Genomic DNA, 24,140 nt, shown 5'->3' with positions numbered 1-24,140 from the left:
GCCCTCACGTCGAACGGGACCGCGCCACCTCGACACGGCCACGGGAAATCGGTGTCGGCCGGGCGGCATACGCTGGCGGCATGGCTCTACACATCGGTGCGCACGTCGACCAGGAGGACCCGATCGCGGAGGCGAAGGCGCGCGGGGCCTCGCTATCGCAGCTCTTCCTCGGCGACCCGCAGAGCTACAAGGGCCCGGTGGTCCGGTATGCCGGTGGCGCGGAGGCGCTCAAGGCGGACGCCGATGCCGCGGGCGTCGACCTCTACGTCCACGCGCCCTACCCGATCAACGTCGCGAGCCTCAACAACCGCATCCGCATCCCCGGCCGCAAGCTGCTCCAGCAGCACCTGACGGCTGCCGCCGAGATCGGCGCCAAGGGCGTCATCGTCCACGGCGGCCACCTGGGCGCCGACGAGGACGCGGCGACGGGATTCGACAACTGGCGCAAGTGCATCGACGGGCTCGACCTGCCCGTGCCGCTGCTCATCGAGAACACCGCGGGCGGCGACAACGCCATGGCCCGCCGGCTCGAGGCCATCGCCCGGCTGTGGGACGCGATCGGCCGGGCGTCCGGGAGCGAGGACGTCGGCTTCTGCCTCGACACGTGCCACGCCCACGCCGGCGGCAACGACCTCGGCACCGTCGTCGACGAGGTGCGCGCCATCACCGGGCGCATCGACCTCGTCCACGCCAACGACTCGCGCGACGAGTTCGACTCGGGCGCCGACCGGCACACGAACTTCGGCTCCGGGCACATCGCGGGCGAGGCGCTCGCGGGCGTCATCCGCGCGGCCGGGGCTCCGGTCGTGTGCGAGACCCCCGGCGGGCTCGAGGGCCAGAGCGCCGACATCGCCTGGCTGCGGTCGCACGTCTGACGTCTTGACGACGTCTTTACCCCGACAACCCTCGCCAGAGGTCGGGAGCGGCCTACCGTGCGAGGTGGATCGCCACTCGGGGGTTGGCCGGCGATCCCCCGCTTCGACGGAGGAACTCATGCGAACGATCATCAGGACCGCCACGGCGGCACTGGGCGCCGGGGCCCTGGCGCTCACCATCTCCGCGGCGCCGACCGCGACCGCCGCGCGAACGAGCGGCCACGTCGACAGCCACGCCGCGGCGACGACCCTGGCCGAGCAGCAGCGCATCACGGCCTACTGGACCCCGGCACGGATGAAGAGCGCCATTCCGCGCGAGAACAAGTACGTCCCGCTCCAGGGCAAGCCCGGGGGCGGCACGAGCAGCGCGACGGCAGTGCAGGTGCCCGCCTCGCCGCTCTTCGGCAAGGTGTTCTTCACCGAGAAGGGCCTCAACTACGTGTGCTCCGGCACCGTCACCGCGAGCGGCACCGGCTCGCTCGTGACGACGGCCGGGCACTGCGTCAACGAGGGGCCCGGGGCCTACGTGACGAACTTCGCCTTCGTCCCGAAGTACGAGAACGGCGTCCGCCCCTACGGCACGTTCACAGCGCGCACCCTGCTGACCACCTCCGAATGGCGCACGAGCGGCGACTTCAACCACGACATCGGCTTCGCCGTCATGAACCAGATGGGCGGCAAGACGCTCGCCGCCACGGTGGGCGGTGCCTACCCCATCGCGTTCAACCTGGGCTACAACCGGACCTTCGACGCCTACGGCTACCCGCAGGCGAGCCCCTACGACGGCCAGACCCTGTGGCGCTGCTCGGGTCCCACGACGAAGGACACCCGGGGCTCGACGGACAACCGCCTGCCGTGCAGCATGACCGGCGGCTCGTCGGGTGGCGGCTGGATCACCGGCGGCGTCCTCAACTCCCTCAACAGCTTCGGCTACCGCGGCGAGAAGAACGTCATGTACGGGCCGTACTTCGGCACCGTCGAGGAGACGCTCTACAACGCGGCAAGGGTTGCCTGACCCGGGCCGCGACACTCAGGGCGCTCCCAGCATTTCCTGACTCACTCTTTACCCAACGGTCCCTCGCGGCCGCCTAGGTTACTCAGGGGTTGCGAACGGGTCGCCGACGATGCCGGTCCCTCGCGCCCGCACGCCTGCGTCGCGTCCCGCCATCCCCTCCTCGGTGGCGGGCCGCGGCGCTCGTGCGTTCGCCATCCGGTCGGCGAGGAGCACGGCGACGCGCAGCTGCTCGGTCGTGGGTCGCGCGACGTGCGTCGAGGCCGTCACGCGGAAGTGACCGACGAGGTCGGTGCCGCGACGGACGACGACCGCGGTGTAGCCGTCCGTGGGCAGCCCGACCCGCTCGACGGGGAGGCGTCGCCCGCCGGTGGTCACCTGGCCGTCCGCGCCGATGACGGCGTCGTTCCAGCGGGGATGGCCGGCGTCCCACGTGGACCGGTCGGCGCCGAGCACCGTGGTGATCGCGGTCCCGATGGCGTCGGCCCGGGCGTGCTCGGTCGTGTCCGGCGGCAGGTCGAGCAGGTGGGTCAGACCGGAGATGTACCCGTCGCGGCGCTGCGCCGCGGCCTGCTGGCGACGTCCCCACAGCGCGATCTCCGTGACGGCGAGACCGACGACGACGAGCGCGACGGCGAGCTCGAGGTCCTCCCGGTGATGGATCGAGAACGAGTAGTACGGCTCGGTGAGGAAGAAGTCGAAGGCGCCCGCGGCCGAGAGGGCGGCGATGATGCCGGCGACCCTGTCGCCCGTGGCGGCGGCCGCGACGACGGTGAGCACGAGCACCATGGCCGCGGTGCTCTGGTTCATCCCGTCGCGGAAGAGGCCGAGGGCCGCGCCCACGAGGATGGGCAGGAGCAGGGAGCCCCACCGCGTCCAGGCGCGGTGATCGGCGAGCCAGTCAGTGGTCATGACTCCACGCAACACCCGCCGGCAGGGACAGCTCGCCATCTCGCCCGCATCCTGACGCGATCTTGACGCCGTCCTGACGACGCGGGAGTAGAAAGGTGGGCGACGACGTCGAGACCAGGAGGACACCGTGAGCGGGACCGGAAGCGCCGACGACCCGTGGGTGCTGCGCACGCCGGCGGGCACCTCGGAGTACACGATGAGCCGCGACGACGGCGCCGAGCCGGCCCAGCTCGTCTGCCAGGTGGGATCGACGCGGCTGACATACGACGCCAGGGTCGTCGACGACCTCCACGCCTGGCTGCGGGAACAGGGTGACTGGGTCCCGCTCGGGTCGGCTGACGAGCAGAAGCCGGCGAAGGAGGGGACCGTGGAGGCCTGGGCGCGGTCGGAGACCAACCCGCTCGGTGGCTGGTACGGCCTGCGCAAGGGCTACCGAGGGCGCGTCGGCATGTACCTGCCTCCCCTGCTCGAGGAGCTCGGCCTCGCCGAGGTCGAGCACGGCGCCCGCAACAACCGCATGCGCGCCCTGTGACCGCACGGATGCACGCGGACGAGCTCGTGGTCAGCGAGGACCTCGTCCGCCGGCTCCTCGCCGACCAGCTCCCGCACCTCGCCCACCTTCCCGTGCGGCCGTTCGCGTCGACCGGGACCGTCAACGCGATCATCCGCCTCGGCGACGACCTCTACGTGCGCCTTCCGCGAGTCGCGGCCTGGGCGCACGACCTGGCCAGGGAGCTGGAGTGGCTGCCCCGGCTCGCGCCGTCCCTCCCGCTCACCGTCCCGGAAGCCGTGGCGGTCGGGGAACCGACCAGCGAGTTCCCCCACGTGTGGGCGGTGTTCCGATGGGTGACCGGCAGTCCGTATGCCGTCGGCGCCGTGGAGGAGGCCCGCGCGGCAGCCGACCTCGGCGCCTTCGTCGCCGCCCTGCGCGCCGTACCGGCTCCCCCGGACGCGCCTCCGGGTGGGCGTCGGCCGCTGGCGGAGGTCGACGCCTCGACCCGGGACGCCCTGCAGCGGTCCCGCCATCTCGTCGACGCCGACGCCGCCCTCGCCGCGTGGGACCGCGCGATGCAGGCCCCCGTCCTCACCGGTTCCAGCTCGGACCGCGTGTGGCTCCACGGCGACCTGCTGCCACCCAACGTGCTCGTCCGGGACGGACACGTCGAGGCCGTCCTCGACTTCGGGAGCGTCGGCGTCGGCGACCCGGCGGCCGACACGATCGCGGCGTGGACGATGTTCTCCCGGACGGGCCGGGCGGCATACCGCGAGGCCCTCGGTGTCGACGAGGGCACGTGGGAGCGAGCCCGCGGCCACGCCCTGACGCAGGCGGCCCACATCGTGCCGTACTACGAGCGCACCAATCCGGGGTTCTCCGCCATGGCCCGGCGCACGATCGAGCAGCTGCTCGACGACGCGGCGCACGGCTGACCCGTCGGAAACGTTCTAGCCCAACGGCATTCGGGTCGATAGCGTCGGGCTCATGCTGAGCACCTCGACCTTCACGACGTCCGACTTCGACGTCACCGACTACGTCCCCGACGTGACGACGGCGCTGCCCACCGGGCACCTGCGCATGCGCAAGGCGTATGCCGGTGACGTCGAGGGGCGCAGCGTCACCCAGTTCACGTCGGCCTTCGACCAGACCTCCGGTGTCGGCACGTACGTCGCGCTCGAGTCCTTCGAGGGCACCGTCGCCGGGCGCCACGGCGCCTTCAACTTCGTGCACGCCGCCTCGACCAGCGGCGCGGACCGCTCGAACGAGTACGGCCTCATCGTGCCGGGCAGCGGCACCGAGGAGCTGGCCGGCATCGAGGGCACCGTCCGGTTGCACGTCGACGCCGACGGCACCCACCGCATGGACTTCGACCACAACCTCGGCTGAGCGCAGCAGAGCGGCGCGGGGAGGCGTGTTCCCCGCGCCGCTCTGTTGTGGTGCCCGGTGGTGACCCGGTGGTGACCCGGTGGGCTAGCCGACTGTGACCGTGAGCGAGCTCAGCACGTCGGACCGGGAGTCGGACACGAGGACCCGCACCGTGTAGGTGCCGGCGGTGGCCCACGTGTGGACGCCTGCCACCGTGGCCGTGCCGTCGGACCCGACCGTCACGGTCGCGTCCTCCGTCACGGTGCCGTCGCCCCACTGCACCCGAGCCGTGTAGCCGGTGTCGGCGGGGACGCCGCCCGACGCCGTGCCGAGCGTGACGTCGGTGTCGGCGCCGGTCGTCGCGGTGGCACCCGCGGCAGCCTTGACCTCGAGAGCCGAACCGTTGTCGGCGACCGCGAAGACGTGGATCCGTCCCGCCGTGGCCGGGTCACCGGTCTGCGTCGGCAGGGTGACCGACTCGACCGTCTTGCCGGCCGGCACCGTGAGCGGCGTGGTGGCGAAGAGCTTGACCTGGCAGCTGTCGGTCCCCGTGCCGTTGAGGCGGTAGGCCATCTGGATCGCGACGACGTTGCCGAACTGCGGCGAGCCGCACCAGTCGCCGTACTGCACCGGGTAGCTCGTCGTCGAGCCGTCGGTGAAGCGGACCGTGGCCGTGGTGTCCTGGTTGCGCTGGGTGGCCGTGCCGATGAGCGACAGCTTCGTCGCCCCCGGCGCGAGGGTTACCGGGAGGGTCTGGCCGGCGCCGGTGGCGTTGTCCTTCTCGCCGACCGGGATCCCCGGCATCGAGAACCGGAGGTCGGTCCCCGGCACAGTCAGCAGCTTGCCCGGCACCCCGCCCGCTGCGGCGAGGGCCTCGCGGGACAGGCCCGCGCGGTCCCCGTCGCACGGCACCGAGTCGCCGACGTTGCCGAAGCACACCGAGTCGAACCCGGCGGCATACGCCGGCGCCGACGCCTGGTGCACGGTGACGCCGCCGAGCGCGGAGCCGCCGTCGTTCGCCGTCGTGACGGTGACCTTGGGCTGGTACGGCCCCGGCTCGGCCCACGTGTGGGTGCCGCGGACGGTGTAGGAGCCCAGGTCGCCGGCCTCGATGGTGCCGGCCGAGCTGGACCCGTCACCCCATGCGATCGTCGCCGTCGCCGTGCCGGCCGGGTCGGTGCCCTGGCCGACACCACCCGAGAACGTCGCCACCGCGCCGGTCCACGCGGTGTCCTCGGCCACCTCGAACGGCTCGGCCGCCGAGACCTTGATCCCGGTGTTCTGCGCCTTGGAGCCGTCGGTGAGCAGCTCGAGCTCGGACAGGTTGGCGGCCTCGCCCCCGGCGGTGGCCGTCACGACGAGACGGTACGACGTGTACGTCTCGGGGAGGGCGATCTGGAACGGGCGGGTCTGCACCCGCCACGGGAACGACTGGCCGGTGCGCGTGTCGAGCGTGACCCAGGTCGTGCCGTCCTTGCTGCCCTCGAGGCGCCACGCCGACGGGTCGCCGGCCTTCGGACCCGAGGTGACGGTGTACCAGGTCGCCCGCTGGCCGACGCCCGAGAGGGCGAAGGTCACCTGCGGCGTACCCGAGGTGAAGGCCACCGACGTCCGCGACGTGTTGTCGAAGAGCGCCTTGGCGTCGCCGCCCGACGCGAGGTCGGTCGCCGTCGCGGTGCCGCGACCGGGACCGGTCGCGTCCCTGAGCGGCTTCGGTGCCTCGGTGCCCTGCGTCAGCGACGGCGGGGCGTCCTGGGCGCGGGCGCCGAAGTCGGACGGCTTGGCGCCCATCGCGAAGTCGACCGTGGTCGGGCCGGTGAGCTCGTCCTGGCTGATCGAGACGCTCTTGTGCTTCTGGCCGTCGATCGTGACGCCCTGGACGTAGATCGAGCGCTCCGAGTTGCCCGGCGCATTGACGACGAGGTCACCCTGGGTGCGCTTGACCCGCACCTGCTCGAACTTCGGCGACCCGATGGCCCAGTTGGCCGAGCCGACCTGGAGCGGGTAGATGCCGAGCGAGGAGAGGACGTACCACGCCGACATCTCGCCGTTGTCCTCGTCACCCGGGTAGCCCTGGCCGATCTCGCCGCCCACGTAGAGGCGTCGCATGATCTCGCGGACCTTCTCGGCCGTCTTCCACTGCTGGCCGGTCCAGTCGTACATGTAGGCGATGTGGTGGCTCACCTGGTTGCTCTGGCCGAGCTGCCCCATCCGGACGTCGCGGGCCTCGAGCATCTCGTGGATGACGCCGCCGTAGCCGCCGGGCTTCGTCGCCGTCTCGGGCGTCGAGAAGAACGTGTCGAGCTTCTTCGCGAGCGCGTCACGGCCGCCGTAGAGGTTGGCCAGGCCGTTGCCGTCGAACGGGGCGTGGAAGGCGAAGTTCCAGGCGTTCGTCTCGGTGTAGTCGCCGCCCCAGTCCTCGGGGTCGAAGCTCGACGGGAAGGTCCCGTCGGCGCCGCGGCCCTGGAAGAAGCCGACCTTCGGGTTGAAGAGGTTGCCGTAGTGCGTCGAGCGCTCGAGGAAGTACTTCGACTCCTCGACGAGCTGCGCCCGGCGTGACGCCGGCGTCGCGGGGTCCGTGGCGAGCTTGGCCGCCATGGTGCCGATGCCGAAGTCGTTGACGAGCCCCTCGAGACCCCACGACACGCTCTCCCCGGTGTTGGTGCTCGTGTAGCCGAGGAAGGTGGACGTGTCGAGGCCCTTGCGACCGACCGCACTCGACGTCGGGAGCACCGTGGCGTTCTTCACCGCCGCGTCGTAGGCGGCGAGCGGGTCGGGCAGCTTGACGCCCTTGGCGTACGCGTCGGCGAAGGCCACGTCGGAGCTCGTGCCGGTCATGAGGTCGGCGTAGCCCGGCGAGCTCCACCGCGCGACCCAGCCGCCGTCGCGGTACTGCTGCACGAAGCCGTCGGCGATCTCGGCCGCCACCTCCGGGTAGAGCAGGCTGTAGGCCGGCCACACGGTGCGGTAGGTGTCCCAGAAGCCGTTGTTGACGTAGATCTTGCCGTCCTTGACCGCGGCGTTCGTCGTCGTCGCGGTGGCCGAACCGCTCTTGGCCGCAACCGGGCTCGCGTACTGGTAGTGCGGAGCCGCAGCCGTGCCGGTGTTCTCGAACTGGCTGTTCGGGTAGAGGTTGAGGCGGTAGAGGTTGGAGTAGAGCGTCGTCCGCTCGGTGTCGTTGGTGCCCTTGACGCTGACCACGCCGAGACGGTCGTTCCAGGCCGTCTTGGCGGCCGCGCGCACGGCGTCGAAGTCGCGGGTGGCGAGCTCGAGCGCGTGGTTCTTCTTCGCCTGGTCGAGCGAGATGAACGACGTCGAGAGCTTGAGCGTGACCTGCTTGGTCGTGCTCGTGTCGAAGCTCGCGTAGCGGGTGCCGACGTGGCCGCCCGGCGCCGTGCCGACCGCCGTGGCGGGCCGGTCGAAGGTGCCGTAGACGAACATCCGGCTGCGGCCGGCGGAGAGGCCGCTGCCGTTGTCGACCCAGCCGGTCATGGTGCCGGTGGCCGCGTCGACCGTGAAGGTGCCGTTGTCGTCTCGGGTGTCGACGACGAGGCTGCCCTTGGTCGCCGAGGCGGGGAAGGTGAAGCGGTAGACGCCGCCGTGGTCGGCCGGGGCCGTCTCGGCGGTCAGGCCGCCGGCGAGGACCACCTTGTAGTAGTCGGGGTGGGCCAGCTCGGTCGCATGGTCGAAGGCGAGGCCGCGACCGGACGCGCTGCCCGTCGGGGTGCCCGTCGCGATGGACGGCATGACCGACATCTGGTTGCGGTCGCCCATCCACGGGCTCGGCTCGTGCGAGACCGCAAGGCCTTGCAGCACAGGGAGGTTCGCCGCGTTGTTCTGCGACTGGTAGTAGTACTCCCACGACTGCGAGTTCGCGTCGGTCACGGGGGTGAAGAAGGTGAACCCGTTGGGCACTGCGCTGATCGGCAGGTTGTTGCCGCGCGAGAAGCCGCCCGACGCGTTGGTGCCGCGTCGCACGTCGACGTAGTTCGTCAGGTCCGAGCCGTCGACGACCGCCGGCGAGGACTGCACCGCGACGTCGTCGATCCAGCCGCCGAAGCGCGTGTCCTTCTTGGCGCCGCCGACGTTGTCGTAACCGACGAGGACGCGGTCGATGGTCTTGCCTGCCGCGACCTTTCCGACCTCGAGGGTGACGGCGTTCCACTGGTTGGCGTAGAGGATCTTGCCCTTGCCCTGCCCGCTCGGGCTGCCGGCGACGCCGTGCACGTCGTCGGCGCCGAGGTCGGACAGGTAGGTGCCGTCGGTGAAGCGCACGTCGAGCGCGGCATACGTCGACGGGTACTCGAGGTCGCCCGAGATCATGTCGGGGAAGATCTTGTAGCTCAGCCGGGTCTGCGACGTCACCGGCAGGTCGACGTCGAACAGCCGGTTCCAGGCGTAGCCACGGCCGTCGGCGGTGTGACCGCCGGAGTAGCGCAGCGCCTTGACGCCGGTCCAGCCGACGAGCGGTTTGATGTTGAAGCCGGAGATGGGCCCCGAGCCGACGATCGTCTTCATCGGCGTCGCCGGGCCGGAGCCCGTGCTGCCGTCGGAGAGGTCCCAGTCGGCGAGCTGGACGGTGCCGCCCGAGTGGATGGCGGTCACGTTGAGGCGGTAGTACGCGTACGTCCCGGGCGTCGTCACGTCGAAGGTCCGCGTCGCGAAGCGTCCGGAGAAGTCGATGCCGGTGCGGCGGTCGAGGTCGGTCCACGTCGTGCCGTCGGCCGATCCCTGGAGCGTGAAGTCCTTCGGGTCGCGCTCCGGGGAGTCGTTGGCCGAGGTCAGCGAGTAGCGGACGGCCTTGGCCGGCGTACCGAGCTGGTAGCGCACCCAGGCGCTCGAGGCGAAGGCGAGCCACTTGCTGTCGGGGTTGGCGTCGGCGAGGTTCGCCGCAACCTCCCCCGGGGCGTTCTCGGCGCTCGCGGTGACGCCGACGACCGAGCCGAGCAGGCTCCCGTCGGCGCTCGCCGTGCCGGAGACGTTCTGCTGCCGCGGGCCGCTGGGGCCGACCTCGACGGTCGACAGCGCGGGCTGCGGCTGACCGGTCTCGAACGAGGTCGAGAAGTCACCCGCGCCCGCGACGGCGGTGGGTGCTGAGAGCGGCGCCGCGGCAGGGCTGCCGGCGGCGTTCGCTGAAGCGGGACCGGCGACCGCACCCGCGGTCGACGTGGCCAGGACTGCCAGGGCGATGACGCCTCTGTGGATCCCGGATCTCATGGACATGGGTTCCTCCGTGCTCGTCGTTGAGCCGTGCTGAATGTGAGGTCGGCGCCGGCGACCCCGAGCCGCCTCCGACCCGGCAGAGACTCGCCGCACCCGACAAAGGGCGTCAACAGCCCGAACCGATCTTGTCCGGTCAGGACATCGGATCGGACAGAACGCCCCTGCGGCGAGACTTCGGGGGGATGTGGCGTTGCCATCCGAGCGCTCGCTGGTCAGACTGCGGGCATGACAGCGTTGTCTGACCACCGGACAGCCGCCCGCCCGACCATGGCCGACGTCGCCGCCGAGGCCCACGTCTCGGTCAAGACCGTCTCGCGTGTGGTCAACCACGAGCCGGGCGTGCGACCCGACACGGCCGAACGAGTGCGCGCCGTCATCGAGCGACTCGGATTCCGACGCCACGACGGTGCCCGCCTCATGCGCCAGGGCCGCACCTTCACCATCGCCCTCGTCGTGGAGGACCTCGCCAACCCCTTCTACTCGCAGGTCGGCGCGGCCGTCGAGCGCGAGGCGCGCATCCGCCAGCACCAGCTCATCACGGCCTCCGCCGAGGGCTCGCCGTCGCGCGAGCGCGCGGTCATCGAGGCGCTCGTGGGCCGCCGCGTCGACGGCATCGTCGTCGTGCCCGCCGACGAGAGCGCTTCCTCGGACGCCGTGCTCGAGGCGAGCCACACCCCCATCGTCTACATGGACCGACCCGTGCGCGGCACCCCGCGCGACACGATCCTCAGCGACAACCACGGCGGCATCCGCAGCGCCGTCGAGCACCTCGTCGCCCACGGCCACCGCAACATCGCCTTCTACGGCGACGACCCGGCCTTCTGGACGGCACGACAGCGCCGCGACGCGTTCGTGACGACGCAGCAGAGCCTGGGCCTGCCCGCCAGCCCACGCGTCTCGATGGGCCCGCACACGCCGGTCTCCGTGCACGAGACGCTGAGCCAGTGGACGACCGGGCCGGAGCCGATCACCGCGGTCATCACCGGCAACAACCGCATCACCCTCGCCGCCCTGCTCGCCCTGCGCGAGCTGCGGCTGCCCCTGTCGCTCGTCGGCTACGACGACTTCGAGCTCGCCGCGCTCATCGACCCGCCGGTCACCGTCGTGCACCAGGACCCGGCGGCCATGGGACAGAAGGCCGCCCAGCAGCTCTTCGCGCGGCTGCTCGGCGACGAGTCCCAGGCGCAGACCGTCGTCATGCCGACGCGGCTCATCGTGCGCGCCTCCGGCATCCGCCGCGGGACACCGACCCGATGACCCCGCCACGCACCTCCAGCACCGACCCGAGGAGCACCACCACCGTGTCCGAGACCACCGTGTCCGACCCGACGCGCCTGCCGCTCAACACGCCCCACCGGTTCTACCGGGGCGGCGAGCGCATCCTCGCCTTCCGCGGGCTCGACGTCCCGGAGGCCTTCGACGGCCACCGCCCCGAGGACTGGCTCGCCTCGACGACGCGCCTGTTCGCCGAGGGCGGGGACGGCGTCACGGTCCTCGCCGACGGGACGCCGCTGCCCGACGCGCTCGCCAGCGACCCCGACCACTGGCTCGGCGCCGACCACGTCGCCAGGCACGGTATCGAGCCGGGCCTGCTGACGAAGCTGCTCGACGCCGGTGAGCGGCTGCCCGTCCACTCCCACCCCGACCGCGCCTTCGCCGCGGCCCACCTCGACTGCGACCACGGCAAGACGGAGGCCTGGATCGTGCTCGACGCCGAGCCCGGCGCGTGCGTCTGGCTCGGCTTCCGCGACGAGCTGCCCGCCGACGAGCTGGCCGGGCTCGTCGAGGCCCAGGACGAGCGGCTCCTCGCCGCGCTCAACCGGATCGAGGTGCACGCGGGCGACACCGTCCTCGTGCCCGGTGGTCAGCCGCACGCCATCGGCGAGGGGGTCTTCGTCCTCGAGCTGCAGGAGCCGACCGACCTGTCCGTCATGCTCGAGCACCGTCGCTTCGGCCTCGAGGAGGCACACGCGTTCCTCGGGCTCGGCCTCGCGCGCGCCCTCGAGAGCGTCGCCCTCGGGCCACTGACGTCCGACGGCCTGGACCGGCTGCGCCGTCGGTGGACCGACGTCGAGGCGTCGGGCCCCGCCCTGCCGGACGAGGCCTCGGAGTACTTCCGGGCCGAGGTCCTGCGGGCGAGTGCCGGAGCCTCGGCCACCGGCGCGGCGGCCTTCGCCGTGACGGTCGTCGTCGCCGGCGCCGGGGTGCTGACCACCGGGACGGACGCGCCCCGCACCACCGAGGTGGCGCGGGGCGACGTTCTGCTCGTGCCGTACGGGGCCGGTGACGTGCGCCTCGAGGGCGACGTCACCGTCGTCCGCTGCATGCCGCCGGCCTGAGCCGGCGCCCTGCGACCGCGGCCTCAGTCGGTCGTGCGGCGGATGAAGGCACGCACGGCCAGCGGGGAGACGACGGCGGTGATCGCGACCGACCAGATCACCGTCGTGAGGACCGGGTAGTGGAGGGGCAGGGCGGCGTCGGGCAGTGCCGCGGGGCCGTTGCCCCACAGCTCGCGCATCGCCTGGACGAGCGAGCTGATCGGGTTCCACTCGGCGATGGTGCGCAACCAGCTGGCCATGCCCACCGTCGGTGCGAAGGTGTTGGCCAGGAACGTGATCGGGAAGATCGTCGTGAACATCAGACCGTTGACCGCCTCGGGCGAGCGCATCGACGAGCCGACGAGGATGCCCACCCAGATCATGGCGAAACCGAAGAGCAGCAGCAGCGCGAAGGCGAGCAGCGCCTTGCCGATGCCGTTGTGGATGCGCCAGCCGATGGCCAGGCCGGTGAGCGACATGACGAAGATGCCGATGCTCGAGTGGATGATGCTGTAGATGCTGCGCCCGACGAGCACGGAGCCCCGCGAGATCGGGAGCGAGCGGAACCGGTCGATGATGCCCTTGCCGAGATCCATGTTGAGGCCGATCGCGACGATGAACGCGGAGAAGGCCATGGTCTGGGCCATGATCCCCGGCATCAGCCACTCCCGGTAGTTGAAGCCGGGGATGACGATCGACCCTCCGAAGACGAAGGCGAAGAGCAGCACGAACATGACCGGCTGGATCGTGACGTCGGTGAGCATCTCGGGCTGTCGCTTGATGTGCTTGAGGCTGCGCCACACCATCGTCGTGACCTGGCGGACGAAGCCGGGCGGCTGGAAGTCGTGGGGCTCGACGTGGGCAACCCGCGTGGCCTCCTGAACTGCGGAGTCGGTCATCGCTGCTCCTCGGTCTGCGTGCTGGGTTCGGTGGGGGTCTCGGCGCTGTCGCCGGCCGGCGGCTCGGCGCGGTGGCCGGTGAGGCTGAGGAAGACGTCGTCGAGGCTGGGCCGCTGCAGGCCCAGGTCGTCGAGCACGATCTCGCTGCGCTCGAACACCGTCGCGACGCGCGTCATGTCGGACAGCCCGTCGGCCGGGGCGGTCAGCTGACGGGCCGCCACGTCGACGTGCACCTCGGGGACGTGGGCGGCGAGCAGCGCGCGAGCCGCCTCGAGCTGGTCGGCGTGCGACACCGTGAGGACGATCGCGGCCTTGCCCGACTGGTCCTTGAGCTCGAGCGGTGTGCCCTGGGCGATGATGCGGCCGTGGTCGATGACGACGATGCGGTCGGCCAGCTGGTCGGCCTCCTCGAGGTACTGCGTCGTGAGGAGCAGCGTCGTGCCGTCGCGCACGAGGCCACGCAGCACGTCCCAGAGCTCGACGCGGCTGCGCGGGTCGAGACCCGTGGTCGGCTCGTCGAGGAAGAGGACGGGCGGCGTGGCGATGAGGCTGACCGCGAGGTCGAGCCGGCGCCGCATGCCGCCGCTGTAGTCCTTGACCACCTTGTTGCCGGCGTCGGTGAGGGAGAAGCGCTCGAGCAGCTCGGCGGACAGACGGCGTACCTCACCCCCCGGCAGGCCGTAGAGCGAGCCCATCATCCTGAGGTTCTCGCGACCGGTGAGCAGCTCGTCGACCGTGGCGGCCTGGCCCGTGAGGCCCATGCTGCGGCGGACCAGCTCGGGCTCGCGGGCGACGTCGTGGCCGGCGACGCGGGCCGAGCCGCTCGTCGGGCGGCTCAGGGTCGTCATCATGCGGACGGTGGTGGTCTTGCCGGCACCGTTGGGACCGAGCAGACCGAGGACCGTGCCCTGGGGCACGGAGAAGCTGACGTCGTCGACGGCGGTCATGTCGCCGAAGCGTTTGACGAGGTGCTCGGCCTCGATGGCCGGACCTGTGGACCGGTCGCGCACGGCGCGCGCGTCGGTGGTGATGGTCATGTGCGGGCTCCCCGGGTGAGTCGTGCCTGTGGGACGAGAGGTGTGAGTTGCGGCGTGCGACGACCTTAGGCGTCACCACCGACAAGCCTCATCGACGAAGTGAACGCCGTCAACATGTTTGGGGCAGTTCGCCCACGGCGTACGCCATCCGTCGCCGCAGTCGGCACGTTCCGAGCGCTCGCGTGCGACGCTGGACGGACGCACCGAGATCGGAGACCGCCATGACCCAGCTCGCCCCGCGCCCCCAGACCACCCTCCGGACGCCGCTGTTGCGCGAGGTCTACGGACGCCTCCTGCGCGGCCTGCGCACCCGCCAGGGACGCACCCTCGCCGAGGTCGCCGCGCGTGCCGGCATCTCGGTCGCCTACCTCTCCGAGGTGGAGCGGGGGCTCAAGGAGCCGTCGTCCGAGGTGCTCGAGGCGGTCTGCGTCGCCCTCGGCTCCAGCATCACCGGCCTCGTCGGCGCCGCCCACCGCGAGCTGCGCGACCTCACCTCCGAGGGCACCGGTGGCCGCGTCCTCGACCTCACCTCGCGCGTCGGGTCGAGCATCGCGACCCCCTCGGACGCAGCGACGGGTCCGGTGCTGCTCGTCGCGTGAGCGGCACCGGACCCGTCGGCGACGGGAGCCGGCTCAGTCGATGAGGCTGCCCCACGTGTTGTTGCCGACGACGCCGTCGACGACCAGCCCGGTCTTGGTCTGGTAGGCCCGCACCGCCGAGTACGTCGCCGGGCCGAACGACCCGTCGACGGTCAACGCGTAGCCGGCGTCGACGAGCTCGCGCTGCAGGCCCTTGACGGCCTCGCCGCTCGCGCCCTGGCGCAGCACGGGCAGCAGCGAGTACCACGTGTTGTCGCCGACGACGCCGTCGACGGACAGCCCGTGGGCGGACTGGTAGCTGCGCACCGCGGAATCCGTTGCGGGGCCGAAGGACCCGTCGGCGGTGACGCTGCGGCCCGACGCCCTGAGCAGGTACTGCACGGTGCGTACGGCCGCCCCGCTGCTGCCGCTGCGCAGCACCGGCAGGCTCGTCTCCGTCGTGCTGCCGCCCGTGCCACCGCTGCCGTACTTCGACAGGACGTCGTTGGCGTACGCGATGCGCTGGGTCGTCGCGCACGTGCCGCACCGCTCGAACTTCTGCATGAAGACGGTCGTCGCCGTGCTGACGGAGGTCGACGCCCTCAGGTCGGCGAGGCCGTAGGCCGAGAAGGTCGACAGCTCGTACCACGTGAAGTCGAGCTGGGCCGTGAGGCTGTAGCGGCTGCGCGCGCTGAGCCCGGCGTACCAGACCACGTTGTCCCGGGAGTCGGTGTCCCAACGGCCGCCCTCGCTCCACTGCGCGATCCCCATGCCGGGTCCGCTGGGCTGGTTGGCGTAGGGGTTGATCGGGCTGCCCGACTCCTGGATGAGGTTGCCGACGATGCCGGCGGACTGGCGTTCGGTGAGCCCCTTGGACACGAAGTAGTCGAAGGCGATCTCGTCGTTCGAGGCGGCGAGGGCGCTCGGGGCCGAGACCACGCCGAGGATCGCCACGGCCACGCCGGCGAGCAGCCCGGCGACGGTCCTGCGGGCGGTGCTGGTCTTCATCTGGTCCTCCGATCCCCCGCCGCGACCTTCACCAGCCGGCACATGCGTCCGCGTCCCAGGCGATGCTCGTCCGGATGTCGACGTGGGCGTGGTCGTCGTGGGCCGGGTAGCCCGGACCGAAGATGCCACCGAAGCCGGCGTAGCGGGCCTGCTTGGCGATGCTGCAGATCGAGGTGGCGCTGTCGCCGGGGACGAGGTCGAGGGCGCCGCCCGTGAGGTGGATGCTGTTGCTCGCACCACCGACAGAGGCGTTGCAGGCGGAGTCGCGGTAGCCCGACGTGACCTTGAGCGGGTGGTCGCCGAGCTGGTGGCGCAGCGCCTCGGCCCGCCACAGGGCGCGCTTCATGTTCTCCTTGTTGGCCGCCGTGCCCGTGAAGCCCCGGCCGCAGTTGTAGCTCGCCTCGGCGTAGGTGAAGTGGAGCGGCGAGCAGTCGGGGTCCTGCAGGGCGTAGATCTTCGAGAACGTCGCGGGGCCGGCGACCCCGTCGGCCGTGAGGCCGTATGCCCTCTGGAAGTTCGTGACGGCGGCCGTGGTCTGCGGGCCGAAGGAGCCGTCGATGCCCATGACCTGGCCGCGCGGCACCCAGCCGGCGACGCGGATCTGGAGCTGCGTCACGTCGGAGCCCGACGCGCCGGAGCTCAGCGTGCGGGGCCACGAGTAGCACTCGTCGGCATGGGCGGTGGGTGCCGTCGCCGTCACGGTGGCGGTCGCGACGCCGAGGCCTCCGAAGGCGATGGCGAGTGCGGCGATGACGCGTGTGAGTCGGTTCCTGCGCATGCGATGTCCCTTTCGTGAGCTGCCTGTCCCTACAGGCCGAGCGTGTCCGAGTGGCGCGGGTTCTGCGCGCCGAGTGCATGGGGAGCACTCCCCATGCACTCGGCGCGCGCGCTGGTACCTCCCCCGGACAACCCGGTCACCGGGTCCGGACATCGACTCCTCACGGCAGGGCTCAGGTCCGGGTGACGGCGGCGCCTCCCTGCGCCACCGTCACCCCTCCCTGGCGGACGCCGCTAGGGCGTCACCTGGCTGATCCGCGTCGACCAGTTGCCGAGCGCGGTGCGCGACCCCGCCGCCCCCGGAGCGGAGGCGCAGGTGCCGAGCTTGTTGTCGCCGGTGGTGGCCCCGAAGAAGCGGCCGCCCCACGTCGTGTAGTCGCACGCGCTGGCGACGTACTCGCTCGCGATCCACACGGAGCTGCCGTCGACCGCGGCCGCGCCGTAGTCACCCCAGCGGGTCCGCGGCGGGTTGCCGACCTGCGCCTTGTAGCTGGTGAACCCGTCGTCGGTGGCCTTGCCCTCGGCGGCGACCGAGATGGGTCCGGTGCCCACGAGACCGTCGATGGCGGCATACCCGGCGCTCGGGTAGGTCGTCGCGTCCGTGTAGCTGAACGCCATGACACCGCGACCGCTCGGCGTGACGCCGATGGCCGGGTAGGTCAGGTCGGCCCCGGCCCTGCCGAGGTAGCCCTGCAGCGCCATCTTCGCCGACACGGAGCCCGTGGCGACCGACGGCTTGACGACGAACCACGCGATGCCGGCGCGCTGGGCGCCGCCCTCGGGGTTGAGCGCGGTGTCGAGGGCACCCCACAGCTTGCCGTTGGCGTACGTGACCTGCTGCATGCGGGTGTCGTTGGAGTCCGGGGTCGAGACGACCTCGTTGTGCGCCGGCTGGGCGCCGAAGAGGAGCCTCCAGCACCCGACGCCGGCGATGGTCGACGTCGTCGTGTCGTTGATGCAGTAGCCCTGCGGCGTCGCCGTGGTCGGCGCGGTCCCGGCCCCGGGCTGCTTCGTCTTGGGCGGGATGGCGTACGTCTCGGACGGCACGACCTTGTTGCTGAGCGACAGCGCTGGCGTCGCCGAGGCGAGCGAGGCCGTGTTGGTCAGCGCCCAGACCACGACGGTGCTCGACACGTAGCTGCCACCGGTGCCGGCGACGGGGTGCGTCGCCTCGTCCGCAGCGGTGGAGCTGAGGAGGTACTCCGTGCCGTTCGCGCCGAGCTCGTAGGAGCCCGTCCCCGGCGACTGTGCCGGCCAGACGGTGAAGCCGGGCTGTGTCGAGCCCGCATCACTGGGCAGAGGGACCGAGCCGGACGTGTCGATGTGCTGCATCGAGACCGTCGGGGCACCGGCGGCCAGCTGCGCCTTGGACAGGGCGTAGATCTGGGCTCCGGCGAACCCGTTGTGGTTCCACGGGTAGGCGTTCGTCGTGACGTAGATGCCGTTGGCGTCGGCCCCGATGTGGGGGTAGTCGCCGAGGTAGGGGCCGGCGTTGGCGCCGCCGGTGTTGGTGCCGTCGCCGGTCACGTCGAACGTGAAGATGTTCCACGTCCCCCGCGGGTCGGCCGTGCGGCTCACGGCGACGTCGATGTGGTTCTGGAGGGTGAGAGCGCCGGCCGGGGTCGTCTCCAGGGTGAGGACCGCGACGAAGAAGCGCTGCGTGGCGGCGTCGAAGAGGCAGACCGGGTCGGTGATGCTCTGGGCGCGGACGCCGGTGGACCGGTTGATCGCCGGGGCGTAGCCGAAGAACGAGTTGAGGTCGACGGCGTGGCCGACGTCGGTCGGGAAGCCGCTGACGACGTTCGTCGCCGTGTTGTCCGGCAGGACCGAGGTGCCGTGCTTGTCGTAGACGTTGAGCACGTCGTTGACGGCCTCGAGGACGTAGCCGTTGCCGACGCAGAGAGCCTGGTCGGGCGGCTCGACGGTGAACTGGTTGCCACCGCGGGCGTACCTCTGCTGGAAGAGGTTCAGGCCCTCGAAGGACGTCCCGAGCTGCGGGTTGGACTTGGCCTTCTGCCCGCTCTTGACGGAGATGGAGTGGCTGCTGCCGTGCCCGTCGGACAGGCTGCGGTCGGTGATGGTGCCGGGATAGGGGTCGGGCCCGGCGTCGCCGTCGGCGTCGTCGGGCTCACCCATGAACTCCTCGTCGGTGACGTCGCCGGAGCCGGACGGGGTGAAGGCCCCGGTCGCCGCGGCAGACGTGCCGACGAGGTGAGCGCTCGAGCCGGACTCGGCCTGGGCCTGGGTCGCCGGCAGCCCGAGGGCGGCGAGGGCGAGGATCGGGACGGAGATGGAACTGATGCGCATGAGGCGCGACCTACGTGGACCAGCCATGAGCTCCCCTTCGAGGAAGTGGAGCCCGTCCGGGGCATCACCCGTCGCTGTCGGACGGTGGGCGGGCCGGGGGCGGGCGAGGGATGGAGAAAGAACACCTGAGGGCCCTCGGCGCCGGGTCACTCGGCCTTGCACTGAGCACTCTTGCACCGCGCGCCGGGGCCTGTCCACGGAATCGACCCGTCCTCCTCACCGCCCGACCGGCACCGCCTCCGTGGCTCGCTCGATGACGTGGTCGACGATCCCGAACTCCACGGCCTGCTGGGCCGTCAGCACCTTGTCGCGGTCGGTGTCGAGGCGCAGCTGGTCGATCGAGCGCCCGGTGTGGTGACTCAGCACCTCCTCGACCTGCGCACGCACCCGGAGCAGCTCGTCGGCCTGGAGCGCGAGGTCGCTCACCGTCCCCTGGCCGCCGGCGGAGGGCTGGTGCAGCAGGACCCGCGAGTGGCGCAGGGCGAAGCGGCGGCCCGGCTCACCGGCCGCGAGCAGCACCGCGGCCGCCGAGGCCGCCTGCCCGAGGCAGAAGGTCGCGACGGGGGACTGGACGAGCTGCATCGTGTCGTAGACGGCCATGAGCGCGGTGAACGAACCGCCGGGGCTGTTGACGTAGAGGGACACCTCGCGGTCGGGGGCGACGTAGGAGAGGTGGAGCAGCTGGGCCATGACGACGTTGGCGACCCCGTCGTCGATCTCGGTGCCCACGAAGATGATCCGCTCCTGGAGCAGCCGGCTGTAGATGTCGAAGCTGCGCTCGCCCGCCGGTGTGCGCTCGATGACGTAGGGGATCGTGTAGCTGCTCACCGCAGGCCCACCTTGCGCTCGGCCCCGCCGGGACGGACGTCCGCGAGGGCGCTGACGACGTGGTCGACGATGCCGTATGCCGCCGCCTCCTCCGCACTGAACCAGCGGTCGCGCTCGCTGTCGCGGGTGATCTGCTCGACGGTCTGCCCCGTGTGCTCGGCCTGCAGCTCGTTGACCCGGCGCTTGACCGCCTTGAGGTTGGCGGCCTGGACCTCGACGTCGGCCGCGGTGCCCTGGATGCCGGCGGACGGCTGGTGCATCATGATCCGAGCGTTGGGCAGCGCGTAGCGCTTGCCGGGGGTGCCGGCACCGAGGAGGAACTGGCCCATCGATGCCGCGAATCCCACTGCGAGAGTGGAGACGTCGTTGGGGATGACCCGCATCGTGTCGTAGATCGCGAGCCCGGCGGTGACGGAGCCGCCGGGGCTGTTGACGTAGAGGCTGATGTCGGCGCGCGGGTCCCGGGCCGAGAGCAGGAGCAGCTGGGCGGTGATCCGGTTGGCGACCGGGTCGTCGACCTCCGCCCCGAGGACGATGATCCGCTGGTGGAGCAGCTGCATCGAGAGCTGGTCGTCGAGCGGTCCTGGCATGAGTGAGTCGGTCATGCACCCAGCGTGACCCCGGTTCACACGACAGGGAGTCCCGCTCTGCCGCGGGCAGATTCGCCGACAGCGTATGCCGCCCGGGCGATATCCCGTTGGCGCGCGCCGTCCGCTGCCACCACGATGGGCGCATGGCCGGAAAGACGTATCCCGACATGTGGGTCGACCCCGAGGACGACCCCCGATCGCAGGAGGCGCTGCTCGGCGACGAGCGCACGACCCTGCTCGACTACCTCTCCAACTACCGCCTCACGCTGGAGCTGAAGTGCTCGGGCCTGACGGCGGAGCAGCTCGCGACGCGGTCGGTGCCGCCGTCGACGATGTCGCTCCTCGGGTTGGTGCGCCACCTCGCCCAGGTGGAGCAGTCGTGGTGGCGGCGCGTCATGGCCGGCGAGGCCACGTCCTTCCTGTACCGGCGTGACGACGACCGAGACGCCGACTTCACGGACGCGACCGGTGACGACGAGGTCGTCGACGAGGCGTGGGCGCGGTGGCGCGAGGAGGTGGCGAACGGCGACGCCTTCGTGGCGGCCGCGGAGTCCCTCGATCTCGTCAGCCTCGACCCGAGGAACCCGATCAACCTGCGCGAGGTCCTCGTCCACCTCATCGAGGAGTACGCCCGGCACTGTGGCCACGCGGACCTGCTCCGGGAGTGCATCGACGGCGCCACCGGACAGTGAGGCGTTGACGCGGTCCGACCCGGCCGGCACCCCGACTCGGACGACTGATGGCATGCTCTGACCATGGAAGCCGACGTCGTCGTCGTGGGAGCCGGTCTGGCCGGTCTCGTCGCCACCGCAGAGCTCGCCGACCGCGGCAAGCGGGTCGTGCTCGTCGACCAGGAGGGTGAGCAGTCGCTCGGCGGCCAGGCCTTCTGGAGCTTCGGCGGGCTCTTCCTCGTCGACAGCCCCGAGCAGCGGCGGATGGGAATCAAGGACAGCCTCGAGCTCGCGACCCAGGACTGGATGGGCTCGGCACAGTTCGACCGTGACGAGGACTTCTGGCCCCGCAAGTGGGCCGAGGCCTACCTCTACTTCGCGGCCGGCGAGAAGCGGTCGTGGCTGCACGAGCAGGGGCACCGCCTCTTCCCCGTCGTCGGCTGGGCCGAGCGCGGCGACGGCCGGGCCGACGGCCACGGCAACTCGGTGCCGCGCTTCCACATCACGTGGGGCACGGGGCCCGGGCTCGTCGAGCCCTTCGAGCGACGGGTCCGCGCGGCCGTGGCGAGCGGCCGCGTCACCTTCGCCTTCCGCCACCGCGTCGACGAGCTCGTCTCGACCGCGGGCACCGTCACGGGCGTACGCGGTCGCCTCCTGGCGCCCGACGGCGTCGACCGTGGTCGGCCGAGCAGCCGGGAGGAGGTCGGCGACTTCGAGATCACGGCCCAGGCCGTCATCGTGACGAGCGGGGGCATCGGCGGCGACCACGAGCTCGTGCGCCGCGCCTGGCCCGAGCGGCTCGGCACGCCGCCGGCGCGCATGGTGGCCGGTGTCCCCGCGCACGTCGACGGGCGGATGCTCGGCATCACGCAGGCCGCGGGGGGCAACGTCATCAACCCCGACCGGATGTGGCACTACACCGAGGGCCTGCGCAACTGGGACCCCGTGTGGGACAACCACGGCATCCGCATCCTGCCCGGGCCCTCGTCCCTGTGGGTCGACGCCCGCGGCAGACGCTTCCCGGCGCCCTACTTCCCCGGCTTCGACACGCTCGGCACGCTGGGCCACATCATGCGCAGCGGGCACGACTACTCGTGGTTCGTGCTGACCCAGCGCATCATCGAGAAGGAGTTCGCCCTCTCCGGCTCGGAGCAGAACCCCGACCTCACCGGCAAGGACGTCAGACAGGTCCTCGGGCGGGCCCGCAAGGGCGCACCGGCGCCGGTCGAGGCGTTCAAGCGCCACGGCGAGGACTTCGTCGTCGCCGACACCCTCGACGAGCTCGTCCGGGGCATGAACGCGCTCACCGGTGACGACCTCATCGACCTCGAGTCACTGCGGCGCACGATCGTCGCGCGTGACAACGAGATGGACAACGACTTCACCAAGGACGCGCAGGTCACCGCGATGCGCGGCGCGCGGAACTACCGCGGCGACAAGCTGATCCGCGTCGCGAGCCCGCACAAGCTGCTCGACCCCAAGGCGGGACCCCTCATCGCGGTGCGCCTCAACATCCTCACCCGCAAGACGCTCGGCGGCCTCGAGACCGACCTCGCCGGGCGGGTGCTGCGTGCCGGTGGCGAGCCGCTGCCGGGGGTGTACGCCGCGGGCGAGGTGAGCGGCTTCGGCGGCGGCGGCATGCACGGCTACAACTCCCTCGAGGGCACCTTCCTCGGCGGCTGCCTCTTCAGCGGCCGCACCGCCGGCCGGTCGGCGGCCGCGGCGCTCTGACCGACGGTGCGGGTGGCGGCGAGCAGGACGAGGAGGCCGAGCGTGGTGAAGCCGGCGCCGACCCACAGCGGCGAGGTCCAGCCGAGACCGGCACCGATGGCGAGGCCCGAGACCCAGACACCGAGGAAGTTGCCGACGTTGAAGGCGGCGATGTTGGCCGAGGACGCCATGGTCGGGGCCCGGAGGCGTGGGCGAGGACCCGCATCTGCAGGCCTGGCACCGTCGCGAAGCCGAGAATCCCATCGCGAGCAGCATCGCCGCCGAGCCGAGCATGCTGCCCGACAGCAGCGCGAACGCGACGAGCGACACCGCGAGGGCGAGCGTCAGCACGACGAGCGTGCGGGTCAGGGCGCGGTCGGCCCAGTGACCACCCAGCAGGTTGCCCGCGAAGAGGCCGACACCGAAGAGGACGAGCAGCCACGGCACCGCCGACTCGTCGAAGCCGGTCACCCTGGTCAGGAGCGGCTCGGCGTACATGAAGGCGCCGAACATGCCGCCGAAGACACCCACGCACGCCGAGGTGCTCGAGGAGTCGCTCCAGAGCGCCGGCGAGCTGCCCGAGCTGGCACCGCTCGTCGAGTTCCTGCACCGTGCACCCTCGGGCCGGCGCGGTGGCTCACGCCGCGCCCAGCCCGCCCCGGGTCTGACCCGGGGTCAGTCGGTCCGGGGCCGCTCTCGGTCCGCGTCATCGCCCGCGTCATCGCCAAGGTCAGCGTCCGGGTCACCGTCCGCGTCGCCGTCCGGACGATCCGTCGCGGCATACCTCGGGACGTACCGCTGCCCGACGAGGCGACGCCACGCCGGCGGGCCGGACGCCACCGACCGCCTGAGCAGGCGGTGAGCCACCGGCGCCAGCGCCCACGTGCCGAACCAGACGACGACCACGCCGACCGCGAGGCCGGCGACGACGTCGTGCCAGTAGTGCGCGCCGGTGAGCACGCGCGAGGCCCCGATTGCGAGGGTGAGCGGGACGACGAGCCGCCACCACACCGGTGCCATGACGACCACGGCGGTGGCGAGGGCGCCGGCGATGGTCGCGTGGTTGCTGGGCCACGACCAGTCGCCCGCGGCCGGGCACGAGGCGACCGTCCGTACGGAGAGCGTGCGACACGGCCGCTCCTCTCGTACGAACCCCTTGACGACCTCGCTCAGGACGTAGGCCACGACGACGGAGACCGCAGCCGCGACCGCCACGGAGAGGTGCTCCAGGCCCTGGGAGCGCGCCCGCCAGATGAGCACGACGGCGACGCCGGCCAGGACGACGAGCCCGAGCTCACCGACCACCTCGAACGCGTCACCGACGACCGACGGCAGGGCCACCGCACCGGATGCCGTCGCACGGTAGGCGGCGTCGCGCACGACGAAGAGCAGTGCGACGACGACCACGACGACCGCGACCGTCGACAGGACGCCGGTGGCCGGCTCGCCGCCGAACCGTCGCCGCACGTCCACAGCACCGTCATCTCGAGAAGGCATGCGGACGACCGTAGGCGATGAAGATGAGAGCGACGGA

General features: G+C 71.7%; 22 protein-coding genes. 11 read left to right on the top strand and 11 right to left on the bottom strand.

The window, feature by feature from the left end; all coding sequences use genetic code 11:
- The first annotated feature begins 80 nt into the window (after positions 1-80).
- The gene (locus tag ASD90_RS02425; protein WP_056751157.1) at positions 81-875 is read left to right on the top strand and encodes a deoxyribonuclease IV; all 795 of its coding nucleotides are present in this window, start codon (positions 81-83) and stop codon (positions 873-875) included.
- 118 nt (positions 876-993) lie between these two features.
- Complete coding sequence (locus ASD90_RS02420) at positions 994-1,890, top strand: serine protease (protein WP_235506356.1); 897 nt, start codon at positions 994-996, stop codon at positions 1,888-1,890.
- A gap of 78 nt (positions 1,891-1,968) precedes the next feature.
- Here ASD90_RS02420 and ASD90_RS02415 read toward each other — a convergent pair whose 3' ends face one another.
- Complete coding sequence (locus tag ASD90_RS02415) at positions 1,969-2,799, bottom strand: DUF4118 domain-containing protein (RefSeq protein ID WP_056751154.1); 831 nt, start codon at positions 2,797-2,799, stop codon at positions 1,969-1,971.
- Between the two features lie 127 nt (positions 2,800-2,926).
- On the opposite strand from ASD90_RS02415, the gene ASD90_RS02410 reads away from it, so the two are divergent.
- The 3 genes from ASD90_RS02410 to ASD90_RS02400 are packed head-to-tail and all read left to right on the top strand — an operon-like array spanning position 2,927 to position 4,681.
- Positions 2,927-3,331: a DUF6855 family protein gene (locus ASD90_RS02410; RefSeq protein WP_056751151.1), complete on the top strand. Its 405-nt coding sequence runs from the start codon at positions 2,927-2,929 to the stop codon at positions 3,329-3,331.
- On the top strand, positions 3,328-4,227 hold the full coding sequence (locus tag ASD90_RS02405) for an aminoglycoside phosphotransferase family protein (RefSeq protein WP_200958518.1): 900 nt from the start codon (positions 3,328-3,330) through the stop codon (positions 4,225-4,227). Before ASD90_RS02410 ends, ASD90_RS02405 begins: the two co-directional genes overlap by 4 nt.
- 52 nt (positions 4,228-4,279) lie before the next feature.
- Positions 4,280-4,681 (top strand): DUF3224 domain-containing protein, encoded by a 402-nt coding sequence (locus ASD90_RS02400; RefSeq protein ID WP_056751148.1) that lies wholly within the window; start codon positions 4,280-4,282, stop codon positions 4,679-4,681.
- A gap of 84 nt (positions 4,682-4,765) precedes the next feature.
- Here ASD90_RS02400 and ASD90_RS02395 read toward each other — a convergent pair whose 3' ends face one another.
- Positions 4,766-9,883: a GH92 family glycosyl hydrolase gene (locus tag ASD90_RS02395; protein ID WP_235506355.1), complete on the bottom strand. Its 5,118-nt coding sequence runs from the start codon at positions 9,881-9,883 to the stop codon at positions 4,766-4,768.
- 225 nt (positions 9,884-10,108) lie between these two features.
- Here ASD90_RS02395 and ASD90_RS02390 point away from each other — a divergent pair, with 225 nt between their 5' ends.
- Positions 10,109-11,140 carry a LacI family DNA-binding transcriptional regulator gene (locus ASD90_RS02390; RefSeq protein WP_235506354.1) on the top strand — a complete coding sequence of 344 codons (1,032 nt, stop codon included), beginning with the start codon at positions 10,109-10,111 and terminating at the stop codon, positions 11,138-11,140.
- Positions 11,141-11,184: 44 nt separating this feature from the next.
- Positions 11,185-12,222, top strand: coding sequence for a class I mannose-6-phosphate isomerase (locus tag ASD90_RS02385; RefSeq protein ID WP_056754259.1), 1,038 nt, complete (start codon positions 11,185-11,187; stop codon positions 12,220-12,222).
- Positions 12,223-12,245: 23 nt separating this feature from the next.
- Here ASD90_RS02385 and ASD90_RS02380 read toward each other — a convergent pair whose 3' ends face one another.
- Positions 12,246-13,100, bottom strand: a complete 855-nt coding sequence (locus ASD90_RS02380; protein WP_056751141.1) for an ABC transporter permease — start codon at positions 13,098-13,100, stop codon at positions 12,246-12,248.
- Complete coding sequence (locus ASD90_RS02375) at positions 13,097-14,137, bottom strand: ATP-binding cassette domain-containing protein (protein WP_056751139.1); 1,041 nt, start codon at positions 14,135-14,137, stop codon at positions 13,097-13,099. The genes ASD90_RS02380 and ASD90_RS02375 overlap by 4 nt, the downstream gene beginning before the upstream one ends.
- A gap of 221 nt (positions 14,138-14,358) precedes the next feature.
- Between ASD90_RS02375 and ASD90_RS24600 the strand changes: the two genes are divergently transcribed.
- Complete coding sequence (locus ASD90_RS24600) at positions 14,359-14,736, top strand: helix-turn-helix domain-containing protein (RefSeq protein WP_056751137.1); 378 nt, start codon at positions 14,359-14,361, stop codon at positions 14,734-14,736.
- A 33-nt stretch (positions 14,737-14,769) separates the two neighbouring features.
- Here the strand turns inward: ASD90_RS24600 and ASD90_RS02365 are convergent, their stop codons facing one another.
- The 5 genes from ASD90_RS02365 to ASD90_RS02345 form a co-directional block, all read right to left on the bottom strand.
- Positions 14,770-15,723, bottom strand: a complete 954-nt coding sequence (locus tag ASD90_RS02365; RefSeq protein ID WP_056751130.1) for a phage tail tip lysozyme — start codon at positions 15,721-15,723, stop codon at positions 14,770-14,772.
- A 28-nt stretch (positions 15,724-15,751) separates the two neighbouring features.
- Positions 15,752-16,501, bottom strand: coding sequence for a D-Ala-D-Ala carboxypeptidase family metallohydrolase (locus ASD90_RS02360; protein ID WP_056751126.1), 750 nt, complete (start codon positions 16,499-16,501; stop codon positions 15,752-15,754).
- Positions 16,502-16,734: 233 nt separating this feature from the next.
- Complete coding sequence (locus tag ASD90_RS02355; RefSeq protein WP_056751123.1) at positions 16,735-18,807, bottom strand: hypothetical protein; 2,073 nt, start codon at positions 18,805-18,807, stop codon at positions 16,735-16,737.
- 216 nt (positions 18,808-19,023) lie between these two features.
- Positions 19,024-19,635, bottom strand: a complete 612-nt coding sequence (locus tag ASD90_RS02350) for a ClpP family protease (RefSeq protein WP_056751122.1) — start codon at positions 19,633-19,635, stop codon at positions 19,024-19,026.
- Positions 19,632-20,240, bottom strand: coding sequence for an ATP-dependent Clp protease proteolytic subunit (locus tag ASD90_RS02345; RefSeq protein WP_056751119.1), 609 nt, complete (start codon positions 20,238-20,240; stop codon positions 19,632-19,634). The genes ASD90_RS02350 and ASD90_RS02345 overlap by 4 nt, the downstream gene beginning before the upstream one ends.
- A 128-nt stretch (positions 20,241-20,368) precedes the next feature.
- On the opposite strand from ASD90_RS02345, the gene ASD90_RS02340 reads away from it, so the two are divergent.
- Together ASD90_RS02340 and ASD90_RS02335 are read left to right on the top strand one after the other, a co-directional pair.
- Complete coding sequence (locus tag ASD90_RS02340) at positions 20,369-20,917, top strand: DinB family protein (RefSeq protein ID WP_056751115.1); 549 nt, start codon at positions 20,369-20,371, stop codon at positions 20,915-20,917.
- Positions 20,918-20,980: 63 nt separating this feature from the next.
- Positions 20,981-22,627: an FAD-binding dehydrogenase gene (locus ASD90_RS02335; protein ID WP_056751113.1), complete on the top strand. Its 1,647-nt coding sequence runs from the start codon at positions 20,981-20,983 to the stop codon at positions 22,625-22,627.
- Here the strand turns inward: ASD90_RS02335 and ASD90_RS24660 are convergent.
- A complete protein-coding gene (locus ASD90_RS24660; RefSeq protein ID WP_056751110.1) occupies positions 22,543-22,797 on the bottom strand; it encodes an MFS transporter in 255 nt (84 codons plus the stop codon). The genes ASD90_RS02335 and ASD90_RS24660 overlap by 85 nt on opposite strands.
- Before the next feature lie 17 nt (positions 22,798-22,814).
- On the opposite strand from ASD90_RS24660, the gene ASD90_RS24655 reads away from it, so the two are divergent.
- Positions 22,815-22,994: a hypothetical protein gene (locus ASD90_RS24655; protein WP_056751107.1), complete on the top strand. Its 180-nt coding sequence runs from the start codon at positions 22,815-22,817 to the stop codon at positions 22,992-22,994.
- 287 nt (positions 22,995-23,281) lie between these two features.
- Here the strand turns inward: ASD90_RS24655 and ASD90_RS02320 are convergent, their stop codons facing one another.
- Entirely contained in the window at positions 23,282-24,103 is an 822-nt protein-coding gene (locus ASD90_RS02320) for a phosphatase PAP2 family protein (RefSeq protein ID WP_082588431.1), read from the bottom strand.
- Positions 24,104-24,140: the final 37 nt, after the last annotated feature.

Origin of the sequence: Terrabacter sp. Root181 (assembly GCF_001428505.1) — a bacterium.
In the GTDB taxonomy this organism is placed as follows: Bacteria; Actinomycetota; Actinomycetes; order Actinomycetales; family Dermatophilaceae; genus Terrabacter.
This window is presented reverse-complemented; position numbering and strand designations above follow the sequence as displayed.